This is a genomic window from Chryseobacterium sp. II3a (genome assembly GCF_057815135.1).
In genome coordinates this window covers 131,484-146,745 of the sequence record NZ_JBYPZJ010000001.1, presented here as the reverse complement: position 1 = coordinate 146,745, position 15,262 = coordinate 131,484, and the positions used below count along the sequence as shown (strand labels likewise).

Annotated in this window: 14 protein-coding genes and 1 other RNA gene; 5 read left to right on the top strand and 10 right to left on the bottom strand. The window is 36.1% G+C overall.

From position 1 onward, the window contains the following. Positions 1–61: 61 nt before the first annotated feature. The 7 genes from AC3HD6_RS00705 to AC3HD6_RS00675 form a co-directional block, all read right to left on the bottom strand. Positions 62–580, bottom strand: coding sequence for a hypothetical protein (locus AC3HD6_RS00705; protein WP_488894614.1), 519 nt, complete (start codon positions 578–580; stop codon positions 62–64). Between the two features lie 113 nt (positions 581–693). After that, complete coding sequence (locus tag AC3HD6_RS00700) at positions 694–1,341, bottom strand: HD domain-containing protein (protein ID WP_488894613.1); 648 nt, start codon at positions 1,339–1,341, stop codon at positions 694–696. After that, positions 1,341–2,183 carry an alpha/beta hydrolase family protein gene (locus AC3HD6_RS00695; protein ID WP_068944415.1) on the bottom strand — a complete coding sequence of 281 codons (843 nt, stop codon included), beginning with the start codon at positions 2,181–2,183 and terminating at the stop codon, positions 1,341–1,343. Before AC3HD6_RS00695 ends, AC3HD6_RS00700 begins: the two co-directional genes overlap by 1 nt. An 89-nt stretch (positions 2,184–2,272) precedes the next feature. Continuing rightward, a complete protein-coding gene (locus tag AC3HD6_RS00690) occupies positions 2,273–3,163 on the bottom strand; it encodes a ribokinase (protein WP_488894612.1) in 891 nt (296 codons plus the stop codon). Between the two features lie 66 nt (positions 3,164–3,229). Further along, positions 3,230–3,865 carry a DUF4241 domain-containing protein gene (locus tag AC3HD6_RS00685; protein ID WP_488894611.1) on the bottom strand — a complete coding sequence of 212 codons (636 nt, stop codon included), beginning with the start codon at positions 3,863–3,865 and terminating at the stop codon, positions 3,230–3,232. A 9-nt stretch (positions 3,866–3,874) separates the two neighbouring features. Next, positions 3,875–4,237: a GIY-YIG nuclease family protein gene (locus tag AC3HD6_RS00680; RefSeq protein WP_488894610.1), complete on the bottom strand. Its 363-nt coding sequence runs from the start codon at positions 4,235–4,237 to the stop codon at positions 3,875–3,877. 71 nt (positions 4,238–4,308) lie between these two features. Further along, the gene (locus AC3HD6_RS00675) at positions 4,309–6,924 is read right to left on the bottom strand and encodes a valine--tRNA ligase (RefSeq protein WP_488894609.1); all 2,616 of its coding nucleotides are present in this window, start codon (positions 6,922–6,924) and stop codon (positions 4,309–4,311) included. A gap of 128 nt (positions 6,925–7,052) precedes the next feature. On the opposite strand from AC3HD6_RS00675, the gene AC3HD6_RS00670 reads away from it, so the two are divergent. Beyond that, entirely contained in the window at positions 7,053–7,517 is a 465-nt protein-coding gene (locus AC3HD6_RS00670; protein ID WP_066700282.1) for a DUF1573 domain-containing protein, read from the top strand. Between the two features lie 257 nt (positions 7,518–7,774). Then, positions 7,775–8,644, top strand: a complete 870-nt coding sequence (locus tag AC3HD6_RS00665; protein WP_488894608.1) for a polyphosphate kinase 2 family protein — start codon at positions 7,775–7,777, stop codon at positions 8,642–8,644. 24 nt (positions 8,645–8,668) lie between these two features. Here AC3HD6_RS00665 and rnpB read toward each other — a convergent pair. Beyond that, an RNA gene (gene rnpB / locus AC3HD6_RS00660) (RNase P RNA component class A) lies at positions 8,669–8,992 on the bottom strand. Positions 8,993–9,279: 287 nt separating this feature from the next. Here rnpB and AC3HD6_RS00655 point away from each other — a divergent pair. The 3 genes from AC3HD6_RS00655 to AC3HD6_RS00645 are packed head-to-tail and all read left to right on the top strand — an operon-like array spanning position 9,280 to position 12,118. Further along, a complete protein-coding gene (locus AC3HD6_RS00655) occupies positions 9,280–9,771 on the top strand; it encodes an RNA polymerase sigma factor (RefSeq protein ID WP_068944421.1) in 492 nt (163 codons plus the stop codon). Further along, the gene (locus AC3HD6_RS00650; RefSeq protein WP_488894607.1) at positions 9,764–10,438 is read left to right on the top strand and encodes a DUF8845 family protein; all 675 of its coding nucleotides are present in this window, start codon (positions 9,764–9,766) and stop codon (positions 10,436–10,438) included. Before AC3HD6_RS00655 ends, AC3HD6_RS00650 begins: the two co-directional genes overlap by 8 nt. A gap of 60 nt (positions 10,439–10,498) precedes the next feature. After that, positions 10,499–12,118 carry an AMP-binding protein gene (locus tag AC3HD6_RS00645; RefSeq protein WP_488894606.1) on the top strand — a complete coding sequence of 540 codons (1,620 nt, stop codon included), beginning with the start codon at positions 10,499–10,501 and terminating at the stop codon, positions 12,116–12,118. Positions 12,119–12,181: 63 nt separating this feature from the next. Here the strand turns inward: AC3HD6_RS00645 and rpoN are convergent, their stop codons facing one another. Then, entirely contained in the window at positions 12,182–13,645 is a 1,464-nt protein-coding gene (gene rpoN / locus AC3HD6_RS00640) for an RNA polymerase factor sigma-54 (RefSeq protein ID WP_488894605.1), read from the bottom strand. A gap of 160 nt (positions 13,646–13,805) precedes the next feature. Beyond that, entirely contained in the window at positions 13,806–15,254 is a 1,449-nt protein-coding gene (asnS, locus tag AC3HD6_RS00635) for an asparagine--tRNA ligase (RefSeq protein ID WP_488894604.1), read from the bottom strand. Between the last annotated feature and the right edge of the window lie 8 nt (positions 15,255–15,262).

Sequence of the window (15,262 nt, the reverse complement as noted above, 5' to 3'; positions counted from 1 at the left end):
CAGATAGATGCAATCATCTGCAGGATCAGCAAAATCTGCGAGAGAATTTATAACTTTTTTCTTATTTATTTTTCTTCAGAAGTAACACCAGATTAAGAAATAACAGCAGAAAATCCAATGTGATCCAGATGCCCAGTTTCGTATTTTCGTAATTGTAAGTATCCACCTGCTTCTTAGCAGCATCAGACAATTTCATACTTTGATTGATATAATTCTGCACTTCTACAATCTGATCGATATTCTTATTAGGAACAGAATGCTGTGAAAAATATACCAGATTTTTCTTCCCAAGGTAACCTACAATCCAATATTCATCAGATTTGTCCATTTTCAAGTATTCTATCCTGTAATATTCCGGACGTATTTTTCCGATATGTTTAGGTTCAAGCTTAGTGGTGTTCTCAATTTTATTAACATTGATAAGATAGAAATCCAAGGCTTGCGGGAGTTTATTAATGACCTGTAACCCTACAGAATTATCTACAAATGCCACAGCGCTTTTCTTTATAAACCAATACGTAAAAATTGAGATGGAAGAAACTACTGTTACAATACGGAACAGTCTTGCCCATTTTGCCATTCTTCCCGACTTTACTTTATATAAAATCAGGGAAAATATACACGCCCAAAAGATAACAAGAATGAAAAATACCATACTGCAAAGATACTCATTTCAGAATTTTTGAGAGAATGTTAATCTACATTCCACTCTTTATAGAACTGATCAAGGAAATTCAGCATATAATCGTGTCTTTCCTGGGCCATCTTTTTCCCATGTTCGGTATTCATCAGATCCTTCAGCAGCAATAGTTTTTCATAAAAATGATTGATTGTTGTCCCGTTAGATTTTTTATATTGCTCTTTAGACATATTCAAATCAGGCTGAACATTAGGGTCATACATCAAATTATTTTTAAACCCGCCAAAATTAAATGTCCTTGCTATTCCGATTGCTCCAATAGCATCAATACGGTCGGCATCCTGTACAATTTTCAATTCAAGTGGTGGATTAGCAGGAACCTGACTTCTGTTTTTAAATGAAATATTTTCAATCACAAATAGAACCTTTTCAATGGTTTCACCAGGAACATTTTGACTTTCTAAAAATTCTCTGGATATTCTTGGAGCTATTGTTTCGTCTCCGTTATGAAATTTAGGATCTGCAATATCATGCAATAATGCAGATAATTCTACTACATCCGGATCACAGGTTTCTTCTGTTTCTGCTATTTTTTTAGCAAGTTTCCATACTCTTTCAATATGGAACCAGTCATGCCCAGCTTCAGCTCCTTCTAACTTTTCTTTTACAAATTCTACAGTATTGTTAATTGTACTTTTCATTAATCTATCAGTTCATTTAAAATAATATTCCAGAGCTTGTGATTATAGCTTCTAAAAAAATTAACATGCCCGATTTCTTTTTTCTCAGACTCTGCGGTTTTCACCAGCCTATAAGTCGGTTTAAGATTAGGATAAGTATTGTTTAAAAGACTCAGAACTCCTTTTTCTGTCAGCCAGACATCATCTTCAGCACGAATTACAAATACTTTCTGCGTTAAATTTTTAGAATAATCATCAATCTTCTCCAACAGTCTGTTGGTTGATTTTTTGTTTAAAATTAAGGTTCTCCAATCATATGCACAATTTTTTGGAAGACTTTCTCCAAGTCCGAACCAATTTGCAGGAAAATATCCTAACAATGAAGTAGTTAAAGGCTGTACAATTCCGAATCCCAGATAGGCTTCAATCTTTGTCTTCAACCTGAGGTTTCCCACAAACGCATTCTGAGTTCCTACAAACACAAATTCTTCAAACATTTCAGAATCTTCATTCATTCCTAAAATCAAAGCCCCTACCGAATGTCCCAAACAGAACTTTCTATGCTTGGGAAACTTATTTTTAATGTATGTTGTAAGTGTTTTATAATCCTTTGAACCCCAAATTCTCATAGATCCATGGAACCCTTTCATATTTTCCGGTTTAGACAATCCTATTCCTCTGTAATCATAAGTAATCACAGTAAATCCCTGCTCTGAAAAGTATTGGGCAAAAGAAAAATAAACCTGCTGCTTTACCCCCGTTGCTGAGTTGATGAGCAATAGTTTTCCATTATTTTTTTCAGATTGAAAAAGATGAACAGCCAAAGATGCTTGATCTTCTGTGGTAAGTATTAGTTTTTCCATAGATAAAAAGAAAAAATCCACTATAAAAGTGGACATTTTCAGTATATTATTATGTTTAGTTTTAAACTTTCGATATGCCGTAAATAGCTTTAAGAAAGGAAATCTGATATTCTTGGCAAGCCGGTCTGTGAACCTTTGCCTCCGGAAACACGTGATGAAACTTCATTTCCAAATTTCACACATTCTTCTACAGAGTTCCCATGGCAAAGTGCGATCGCAAATCCTGAAGTAAATGCATCTCCCATCCCCATCTTATAAACTGTCTTCTCTTTATTCTTTCTATAGTACTTCATTTCTGTACCATCAAAGTAAATAGTAGAATTCGTGTCATCTCTTACAAACACTTTGTTAAAGTATTTTTTAAGAACCTCTTCTCTCTTTTCTTCACCAAAAATAATGAATAACTCATTACTTTTAGCTACTATGAAGTCTACCATTTCCAGAATTTCATCATTTACTCTCATAGCTGGAGAGGCATACAATCCTACTTTCTTGCCATATTTTTTAGCTTTTCTCACCGTATATTCCACTACAGCCATTGAAACCTCAAGCTGTACCAGAACAAGGTCTGAAGTATGGAAATAACGATCAGCCTCATCAATATGAGATATATTAAGATATTTGTTGGCTGCAGGTACTACTACAATAGCAGCATTTCCCTGGGAGGTCGTTACATAAGCCGTTCCTGTTGACTCTTTATCTGTTTCATGTACAAAACCTACATTCACACTTTCGCCCACCAGGTTTCTCATGATTTGCTGTCCCAGAGGATCCATTCCAACACAACCTATAAAATAAACACTGGCTCCCAATCTTGCTGTTCCTACTGCCTGATTGGCTCCTTTTCCCCCGAAATAACTTTCTGAGTTGACTGCCAGAACAGTTTCGTTAGGTGAAGGAAGTTTATCGGTTTCCAAAACAAGATCTATTGAAGAGCTTCCTACAACGATAATTTTTGGTTGTTCTGATGAGAAATTCATTGTGTTTTGATATTAGTTTAAAAATTATAACAGACTAAATTCCGTGCCAAAAATAATTAATTTTACCTAACTTATTTCAATAAATTCTGTAATAATTTTCACTGGTGATTGATTTCTATCATAAGCAATATAGCTTGCATAAAAACCTTCCCCATATCCGGTCTCAAAAGCAAATATAGTTCCCGGGTGAGTTTCTGAAGGCTTTAAAAATGCATATTGATCTATTGCTCCGTTTTCATCAAAGAAATACTCATGGAAAAACTCTTCGTATATTCCCATAAAATCTCCGCCTTTGTTATGATAAAGCCTCTGTTCCAGTTCATTAAGACTTTTTTGAGTATCCGCATCCATGAAACAGCCCATTCCGCTTTCTACGGGATATCCGAACACTTCACCTTCTGCCAGTTCTTTTATATGCTGTCCCTCAGTAGTAGCCAGCTTCCAGTCTGCAATTTCTGAAGTATTAAAAATAATTTCTGCATAGGCTACACAATTACTATCTCTCTCTTTATGCAGCATTACAGAAAATTCTCCTTTTGGAAATTCTGTAGAAAAAGGCAGCATATCATTGGTGATTAAAGGATCACAAGCGACCAGCTTTCCACTGGAAAGATAAATTTTTCCTACTTCAAAGCTTTCTAATAACGGGCTTTCTACAAAGTCCTTCGAAAATAGCTTTTTTATGTTTTCTATATGTGTCATTTTATTGTATTACTTATTCTCAGTGTCAGGCTGAGCGGAGTAGAAGCCTTTTTGATTTTTGCTGTCAAAATTATCAGAGTGACTTTTGTTGTGGCAAACAGACAACTCTTTTAATTGATCCCAATTATCATTAATTATAGCTTCTTTTTTCTTTCTACTCCAACCTTTCACTTGTTTTTCAAACGCTATTGCTTGAATAATGTCATTAAATACATAAAAGAAGACTAGTTCAACCGGTCTTCTTTTATAAGTATAACTTTCAGGAAACTTACCTGATTGATGTTGAGCTAATCTCACTTCAATATCATTGGTAACCCCTGTATAATAGGAGTTGTCGGAACATCTTAAAATATACACGAAATATTGTTTCATTTTTATTCCAAAAAGGCTTCGACTCCGCTCAGCCTGACATTCCAACAACCACTTTGGTTTATTGGTGTTATTTACAAACTTTTCAGCTTCTCTTCCAAGATCGCAATCTTATCAAGAGCATCTTTTTGTTTCTTACGCTCTACCTCTACAATTTCAGGTTTAGCATTAGCAACAAACTTTTCGTTAGAAAGCTTTTTATCTACTGAAATTAAGAATCCTTTCAGATACTTTAATTCTTCTTCAGTTTTAGCTTTTTCTTCCCCTAAATCTAAGTTTTCACTTAAAGGAATAGAAACCTCAGTTGCTCCTACAAGGAATGTAAAGCTTGGCTTATCTGTTTTTTGCCCGAAGTGGATTTCAGAAACATTTGCCAGTTTTCTTACTACTGCTTCATTAGCAAATTCAGCAGCATTGGTATATATTTCAGCCGCTTCTCTTGGAGAAATTCCTTTGGTCTGACGGTAATTTCTAACCCCAGAGATCAATTCTGCTGCCGTTTCAAAGTTTTTAATGATCGTTTCATCAAACGCAGCCGCTTCTTTTTGCTGAGCGACAACTAAAGCGTCTTCAATATTTCTCTCTGAAATCGTCTGCCATAATTCTTCTGTCAAGAAAGGCATGAACGGATGAAGTAATTTCATCAGTTCTTCAAAGAAATATATAGTTTTATTATACACCTCTTTAGAAATACCTTCTCCATAATTTGGTTTGATGGCTTCCAGGTACCAACCACAAAAATCATCCCAAATTAATTTATAGATCAAGTGCAGGGCATCAGAAATTCTGAATTTCTCAAACTGATCGTTGATTTCAGCAATCGTTTTATTTAATTTATTTTCAAACCATTCGATAGCTTGGTTATCTGTAGCTATTGCAGGCTTATCTTCATGATTCCACATGTTGATTAAACGGAAGGCATTCCAGATCTTTGTCATGAAGTTTCTACCCTGAAGCATTAAATCTTCATCAAAAAGAAGGTCATTTCCTGCTGCAGAGCTTAATAGAATACCTACACGAACTCCATCAGCACCATATTTATCCATTAATTCAAGCGGATCCGGAGAGTTTCCTAAAGATTTTGACATCTTTCTTCTCTGCTTGTCTCTTACGATTCCTGTAAAGTAAACATTCTTAAACGGAACTTCTTTTCTGTATTCCAATCCTGCCATAATCATTCTGGCTACCCAGAAGAAGATAATATCCGGCCCGGTAACCAAGTCAGAAGTTGGATAGTAATAGTTGATATCTTTATTTTCCGGATCAAGTAATCCGTCAAATACAGACATTGGCCATAACCATGAAGAGAACCACGTATCTAGTGCATCATCATCTTGTCTAAGACCTTCTATTGTTAATTCCTGATTTCCTGTTTTTTGTTTTGCTAATTCTAAAGCTTCTTCTTTAGTTTCAGCAACTACAAAATCCTCGTCTCCTGCACCGTAATAGTACGCCGGGATTTGCTGTCCCCACCAAAGCTGACGGGAAATATTCCAGTCACGGATGTTTTCCATCCAGTATTTGTAAGTATTTTTAAACTTATCCGGATAGAATTTCACTTCATCATCCATTACTACATCCAATGCCGGCTTAGCAATTTCAGACATTTTAAGGAACCATTGTACTGAAACTTTAGGTTCAATAACAGCTCCTGTTCTTTCGGATGTACCTACTTTATTTACGTAGTCTTCTGCTTTTAACAAAAGACCTTTTTCTTCTAATTCTTTTGCGATCTGCTTTCTTACATCAAATCTATTTTGTCCTGCATAATGAAGACCGTGTTCGTTAAGATTTCCGTCATCATCTAATGCATCAATCATTTTCAATTGATGTTTTTGGCCGATCTCATAGTCATTGGTATCATGCGCAGGAGTAATTTTCAATGCCCCTGTTCCAAATTCAATGTCAACATATTCATCCTCAATAATAGGAATGATTCTGTTAACGATAGGTACAATTACATTTTTACCTTTTAAGTGAGCGTATCTCTCATCATTCGGATTGATACATACGGCAGTATCCCCGAAAATAGTTTCAGGACGTGTAGTGGCTACAGAAAGGAATTCTTCTGAACCTTCAATTTTATATTTAAGGAAATATAATTTTCCGTTCTGCTCTTTAAAGATTACCTCTTCATCTGAGATATTGGTTTTCGCTTCCGGGTCCCAGTTTACCATTCTGTACCCTCTGTAGATGAATCCTTTGTTATAAAGATCTACAAAGCTTTTGATAACCTGTTGTGAAAGTTTATCTTCTAAGGTGAAACGGGTTCTGTCCCAGTCACATGAACATCCTAATTTTTTAAGCTGCTCAAGGATTGTTCCACCGTATTTATTAGTCCATTCCCAGGCATGTTCAAGGAATTGTTCACGGGTAATATCAGACTTGCTGATTCCTTCAGACTTCAACTTAGCAACAACTTTAGCTTCGGTAGCAATAGAAGCGTGATCTGTTCCCGGAATCCAACAAGCATTAAACCCGCGCATTCTTGCACGACGGACCAGAACATCTTGGATGGTATTGTTCAACATATGTCCCATGTGTAAGATCCCCGTCACGTTTGGCGGCGGAATGACCACGGTATATGGTGGTTTCTCATTAGGCTCTGAGTGGAAGTATTTGTTTTCCAACCAGTAATTGTACCATTTTTGTTCTGTTTCCTGTGGATTGTACTTTTCTGAAATCTGCATAAATTCTATTTCTTTGGCTTGCAATTTGCAAAAATAGTCTAAAGAAAAAAATTTTTAAGCATGAATTAAAATAATTTTTAACTTTGTTTCACAAAATTTATCTAACAAACATATTAACATTCAAGAATATGAAGAAATTAATCGCAGGAATTGCATTATTCGGAACATTTGCTCTTGCATCTGCACAAACTATTACGTTTGATAAAACTACTTTCGACTATGGTAACATTAAGCCTAGTTCTGATGGTACAAGATTCTTTACAGTAACTAACACTGGTGATAAGCCTTTGATCATTTCAAACGTAAAACCATCTTGTGGATGTACTACTCCTGAGTTCAGCCAGGATCCGATCATGCCAGGAAAATCTGCTAAGATCAAAGTTGGATACAACACCGCTCTTACGGGAGGATTCAACAAAATGATTGAGGTTTTCTCTAATGACCCTGCCAACAGCAGAAGCGTAATCTATATCAAAGGAAACGTAGATGCTAATGCTCCTGAACCAAAAGTATTAACGCCTGCTGAGCAGAAAGAAGCTGCTAAAGCTGAGAAAAAAGCTGCAAAAATTGCTAAGAAAGCTGCTGCAAAGTAGTTTTCTACTTAAAAATAATGAAACCGTCTCAATTGAGGCGGTTTTTTTATTATATTTATAGTAACAGATATAGATTAGATAACATCAACTTAATTTCATCACCATATGACGCTTCTTTAGGTTTTGGCCAAAGCTAAATGGAATATTTAAATCTATTTTTGATCGGCCGGGCTAAAGCCCGCTCCTATTGATGTTGATATCCAAATGCATAATAACTGTTTAACGACAAGATCTTTTATCTTTAAATAAAAAAATATATGGACACCAATTTCTCAGACGACTTTAAGGTAAGTGGAAAATTCTCAATAGAAAAAGCATCTACTTCTTATAAGGGAAAACTTACCAAAGAAGAAGGGACTCAATTATTAATTCAGGAAAAAGAAAAACTCCGTGAACTGCAGGAAAAATTATACGCCGATGGAAGCCAATCTCTTCTGGTTGTACTCCAGGCTATGGATGCCGCAGGGAAAGACAGCATGATAGAACATGTATTTGGAGGAGTAAACCCTCAAGGCTGTAATGTAACAAGCTTTAAAACACCAAGTTCAAAGGAATATTCCCACGATTTTCTCTGGAGGCATTATTTGGCCTTACCTCAAAAAGGAATGATCGGAATTTTCAACCGCTCTCATTACGAAAGTGTTTTGGTATGTAAAGTTCACCCTGAATATAATTTAAGTGAGAAAACATGGTCTTCTGTAAAAGATTTTGACGATAAATTCTGGGAAAACCGCTATGAGAGTATCAGAAACTTTGAAAAACATCTTACTCAGAACGGAACAACCATTGTTAAAATTTTCCTGCATGTTTCTAAGGACGAGCAAAAGAAAAGACTTCTGGACAGAATCAATGAACAGGAAAAAAACTGGAAGTTTTCTGCTGGAGACCTTCCGGAAAGAGCTTTATTTGATCAGTATATGGAAGCTTATGAAACAGCAATCAACGAAACATCAAAAGATCATGCCCCATGGTATGTACTTCCGGCAGATAATAAATGGTTTGCAAGAATGGCAGCAATTCAGATTATTATAGACACGTTGGAAAAAATGAATTTTAAATATCCTCAACTTTCGGAAAAAGATAAATTGGAATTACAGGAAGCAAAAAAACAATTGGAAAGTGAATAAAGACTATTCTATATTTTCCAAAAAATCACGAGAAAATCTATAAGCCGGATTCTGTACTCCCGAAGAAGCGCCTGTTATTTATCTACGCCTTACATTACTGCAAGACTTGAGCTGATTACCCCTCGGTTTTCAGGACGAGCCGCCCCTATTTCCATTGCTGAAAAGAACCGATATACTTACCATTGCACCGCAAAGAGTTTACCTGGTTTCACTACAGCCGAACTGTACCTGCTTTCTGTTGCACTTGTCCTACCCTCACGGGTGACGGATGTTATCCGCTTTGCTGCTCTATGGTGTCCGGACTTTCCTACCTCCCGTAAACGGGAAATCAACAAGCCGATTTTCTCGCGGGTGCAAAGATACATAAATTTTGCGGTAAAAATATAAAGAGGTTCGAAGCAGGAAGTGAGAGGCTGGGAATCATTGAGCTACGAAGTCTGCGCTAACAGACATTTTATATTATTTTTTTCAAGGCTGTCTGATCAGATTTTAAGGTAATGTTAAAATAAGTCTTGAGAATAACTTCCAATCTCCAGCTTCAGGCTTCCTGGCCAGATTAGAATTATCTTTGATTTCACCATAATTATTCTTCCGCAATTACCACATTATTATTATCTTCGTGGCATTATACATCTATGGATTCCAGAGAAAAAGAATTTGCGCAGCTCATCAAAGATAATCAGGGCCTGATTATTAAAGTATCGCGCTTATATACCAATTCGCTGGAAGATGAAGAGGATCTTTTCCAGGAAATAGTCCTACAGCTCTGGAGAAGTTATGATTCCTTTAAAGGAAACTCCAAGATTTCAACATGGATGTACCGTGTAGCGCTTAACACAGCCATTACCCTCTTTAGAAAAAAAAGCAAAAGCCTTCCTACGAATGAGCTGGACGTCAACCACAGAGATTTTGTGGAAGATGATGATGAAAAACAGCAACAGGTATCACTTTTGTATACTGTAATCAAGACTCTTCCTAATATAGAAAGAGCCATTGTCATGATGTATCTTGACGATCTGCCTTACAAGGACATCGCAGAAAACCTCGGAATCACTGAAGTCAATGCACGCGTGAAAATGAACAGATTAAAGAAAACCCTTAAAGAACAGATGGAAAAATATGCCTGAATTTGATTTAGATAGTTTTAAAAAGACATGGCAGGAACAACCTGTACAGCCAAAATATGACAACAGTGAGATTCTTCAGATGTTGAATAGAAAATCACGTAATTATGTAAAATATATTTTCTGGATCAGTGTTTTTGAATTCCTGTTCTTTTCTGTATTAGGCTTATTCTACTTCTTTCAGGATGATGAATCTGACAGCTTCCGTAAAATACTGGATAAGCTGGGTACTCAGGAAGCCCCTGAAGTAGAAAATAACTTTGGTCATTTTTATCTGGCTATTAAAATTCTAAGTGTATTAATTACAGCTTATTTTGTATTAAAATTCTATCAAAATTACCGTAAAATAAAGATCGAAGAAAATCTAAAAGGTCTTATTACGAGAATCATCGGCTTCAAAAAAACAGTCAATGCCTTTATCCTGATTAGTATCGTATTACTGCTGGCATTTACCTTTGTATTGATCGCCTTTATATTCTACACTTTAAATTCTCAAAACATACAGCCTTCTGGCTCCAATCTTACGGTTATTATTGTCGCGATTACCATCAGTACTTTGTTGGCCATTTCTATGATCTGGGTATATTACAGATTAGTATATGGAAGTATCATCAAAAAACTTGATAAAAATCTGGAACAGCTTAAAGAAATAGATTCTCAGGAAAATTAGCATTCATAGGCTATAGTTCAAGATATTATTGTTAATTTTATTTCACCAAATCTTTTTACTATGCCTTTATCATATGTTTATGGAACATCTGAGGTTCCATTATTAGGACAGACTATTGGAGCAAATCTTAAAAGTACTGTCGAAAAATTTCCTAACCAAGAAGCTCTCGTCTGTGTTCATCAGGGTTATCGAGCTACTTACCAAGAATTTTACAATCAAACAACTGCTATTGCCAAAGCGCTTATATTTTTAGGTGCAAAAACTGGTGACAGAATAGGAATATGGGCTTCCAACCGGTATGAATGGGTACTTCTTCAATATGCCACAGCCAGAATCGGAACCATTTTAGTCAATATTAATCCGGCTTACAGAACCCATGAACTTACCTATGTACTCAATCAGTCAGAAGTAAGGTTTATTTTTTCTTCCTTAAGCTTTAAAACGAGCAACTATAAAGAAATGGTTGAATATGCCAAGGAAGTCTGCCCCACTTTGGAACACGAAATTTTCTTTGATGACAACTGGGAAATCTTCGTCAACAATGGGCAGGATATTTCCGATGAGGTTCTCCATAGTTTCGAAGAACATGTACAGTTTGATGATCCTGTCAATATTCAATATACCTCAGGAACCACAGGTTTTCCAAAAGGAGTTACACTTTCGCATCATAACATTTTAAATAACGGATATTTTATTGGTATCCGCTTAAAGTATACAGAAAAAGACCGTGTATGCATTCCCGTTCCTTTTTATCATTGCTTTGGAATGGTGATCGGAAATATATGCTGTACAACGCACGGAGCCTGCATGGTAATTCCTAATGATAGTTTTGATCCTGAGATTACGCTAAAGGCTGTTTCGGATGAAAAATGTACCTCTCTTTATGGGGTTCCTACCATGTTTATTGCCGAACTTGCCGTAAAGGATTTTGACACTTATGATTTTTCAAGCCTAAGGACAGGTGTTATGGCCGGCTCTGTATGTCCACCGGAAATTATGAAGAAGGTGGAAAACCTGATGAATATTAAAGAAATGAGTATTTGTTATGGAATGACAGAAACTTCTCCAGTGTCAACACAGACTTTAATCGGAACTCCACTAAAGAAGCAGGTCAGTACAGTAGGAACAGTTCAGGATCATCTTGAAATAAAGATCATAGACGAAAGTGGAAAAATTTTGAAACGTGGTGAACATGGCGAACTTTGTACAAGAGGCTACTCTGTCATGCTGAAGTACTGGAACGATCCTGAAAATACAAAAAAAGTACTGGATGACGCCCGATGGATGCACACCGGAGACATGGCCGTAATGGATAAAGATGGATATATTACCATTTCAGGAAGAATTAAAGATCTGATCATCCGTGGTGGAGAAAATATTTCCCCTAAAGAAATCGAAGACTTCTTATATACCTATACTCATATCCTAGATGTACAGATCATCGGAGTACCCAGTGAAAAATTTGGAGAAGAAGTGATGGCCTGGGTGAAAGTACGAAAAGGCTTTACCATTACAGAAGAGGAACTATTAGAATATTGTAAAGGAAAAATTGCTCATTATAAAGTTCCGAAATACTGGAAGTTTGTGGATGAGTTTCCCATGACTATTTCCGGAAAAATAAGAAAAGTAGAAATGCGGGAGATCTCTATGAAAGAATTGGGATTGGAAAGTAAAGTTTAGATTTTTGTTGAAAGATTTAACCAAAATAAAAAAGCATTTCATTTTTGAAATGCTTTTTTATTATTAAAGTTCTTTTCTTAATCTTGCAACAGGAATATTAAGCTGTTCACGATATTTTGCGATCGTTCTTCTGGCAATATTATATCCTTGCTCTTTTAAAATCACTACCAAAGCATCATCCGTCAATGGCTTTCTCTTATTCTCTTTGCTGATAACTTCCTGAAGGTGGGTTTTGATCTCTTTAGTAGAAACCTCTTCACCGTCATCATTGGTTAAACTGTCTGAGAACAAATCTTTAAGGTAAACAATCCCGTTGGGTGTATCTGCATATTTACTTTTTACCACTCTTGAAATGGTAGAAATATCAAATCCGGTAATATCTGCTACATCCTTTAAGATCATTGGCTTCAGAGACTTTTCATCACCAGTGATAAAATAATCTTTCTGGAACTTCACTATGGCTGTAATGGTCTGCAACAAAGTATTCTGACGCTGATTAATCGCATCAATATACCATTTGGCTGCATCTAATTTCTGCTTGATAAACAAAGCAGCCTGCTTGTGCTCAGAAGAGTTTTTATCATGTGAATAGGTTGTAAGAATGTCTTTATATTCTTCAGAAACTCTTAATGTAGGAGCATTCTTGCTATTAAGCATAGGAATCACCTGCCCATCCTTCACCTGAATGACAAAATCCGGAATAATTTCCTGGTTGATGGTAATCGTTTGAGTATCGAAGTTTCCACCCACTTTTGGTGATAGCTTTGAAATTTCCTCCAACGCATCTTTCAGATCTTCCTCCTCAATATCATACTTTTGAATAATCTTATTATAATGCTTATTGGTTAAAGCATCAAACTGATATCTCAGAATATTGGCGGCTAAAGAAACCGCTTTATCAGCGCTTACTTTCTTTTCAATCTGTAGTAATAAACATTCCTGAAGACCTCTGGCACCCACTCCAGGCGGATCCAGCTTCTGAACATAATTTTCAAGAATATCCTCTACTCTTTCCTTAGTCGTATAAATTCCCTGTGAGAAAGCAAGATCATCTACGATAGATTTGATCTCTCTTCTCAGATATCCGTCAGTATCAAGATTACCAATCAGGTATTCTGCAATCTTCAGATCTTCTTCATTGATATTAACCAGGTGAATCTGTTCTGTCAGGTAATCATATAAAGACTGTCCTTCTGTTAAAAGACTTTCATTGTCAAATTCTTCATCATCCGGAGAGTAGTTGCTGGACGCAGTCTTATAACTTGGTTCGTCGTCATAAAGATATTCATTAACGTCGAAATCTGTTTCAATGCTTTCCGTACCCTCATCCTGATAAGCATCTTCCAGGGAAGAATAATCATCTTCCTTAGAATCCTCTTTTACAATTTCCAAAGCAGGGTTTTCTTCTAACTCTCTCTCCAACTCCTCTTCAAATTCAAGAGTATGAAGCTGAATAAGCTTCATAAGCTGGATCTGCTGAGGGGCCAGCTTCTGTCCTAATTTGAGTTGTAAGTGTTGTTTAAGCATATTAATATTGGCGTTTTAACATAACATATTCTACGAATTTAATAAATTTATTTGATAAAAAATACATTTAGCATGATTTTTGCTTTATACTTTTTACATAATAAACTATTGAAAAATAAAAAAAGCCTTAAACAAATGTTTAAGGCTTTTTTTTATGATTCTAGAATTCAGCGCTTTTCGGCGTTCTTGGGAAAGGAATTACATCTCTGATGTTCGTCATTCCCGTTACAAAAAGAACGAGTCTTTCTAATCCTAAACCGAAACCTGCATGGGGTACAGAACCGAATTTTCTAGTGTCTAAATACCACCAAAGTTCGTGCTCATCTACATGCATATCTGCCATTTTCTGTTTTAAAACGTCTAATCTTGCTTCTCTTTCAGATCCACCGATGATTTCACCGATACCTGGGAAAAGAACATCCATTGCAGCAACTGTTTTGTTGTCTTCGTTCAGCTTCATATAGAAAGCTTTGATTTCTTTCGGATAATCGAATAATACTACCGGGCATTCAAAATGTTTTTCAACCAAGAATCTTTCATGCTCAGACTGAAGATCTGTGCCCCAGTTTTCAACAGGGTAAGCGAATTTGCCTTTTTTGTTCTCTTTTGAGTTCATTAAAATCTCGATAGCTTCTGTATAGCTTACACGCTTAAAACGTTTAGCAATTACATTTTCAAGTTTCTCAATAAGACCTTCTTTTGCTCTTTCTTTTTCTGGTTTTGTCTTTTGTTCTTCAGCAAAACGATTGTCTAAGAATTCAAGATCGTCTTTGCAGTGATCCAATACATACTGAATTACATATTTTAAGAAATCTTCTGCAAGATCAATGTTATCTTCAAGGTTGTTGAAAGCAACTTCCGGCTCAATCATCCAGAATTCTGCAAGGTGTCTTGTAGTGTTTGAGTTCTCAGCACGGAAAGTAGGTCCGAACGTATAGATTCTACCTAATCCCATCGCAGCAGTTTCCCCTTCAAGCTGCCCAGAAACGGTAAGGTTGGTTTTCTTACCAAAGAAGTCTTGAGCGAAATCAATTTCCCCTTCTTCAGTTCTTGGCATATTGTTTAGATCAAAGTTGGTAACTCCGAACATTTCTCCTGCTCCTTCAGCATCTGCTCCAGTAATAACAGGAGTATTGATATAGAAGAACTGGTTTTGGTTGAAGAATGAGTGAACTGCAAAACTTACCGCATGACGTACTCTGAAAACTGCCCCAAATAAGTTTGTTCTGAATCTTAGGTGTGCCTGCTCACGAAGTTTCTCTAGGCTATGTTTCTTAGGCTGAAGAATGGTACTTTGAAGCTCTTCTGTAAAGTTATCTCCTAAAATAATAATTTTTTTAGCAACAATTTCTACAGATTGTCCTGCTCCCTGGCTTTCCACTACTTCACCTACCACTTTAAGAGAAGAAGCTGTACTAATATTTTTGATGATCTCTTCATCAAAATTTTCGAAATCAACAACTATCTGCAAATTATTAATCGTAGAACCATCATTAAGTGCAATAAAGCGATTAGCACGGAATGATCTTACCCATCCGTAAACTGTAATGTCATGATGTAATACTTTCTTGTAATCCTTTAGGATTTCTTTGATCGTTTGCTTTTTCATTTGTTTTA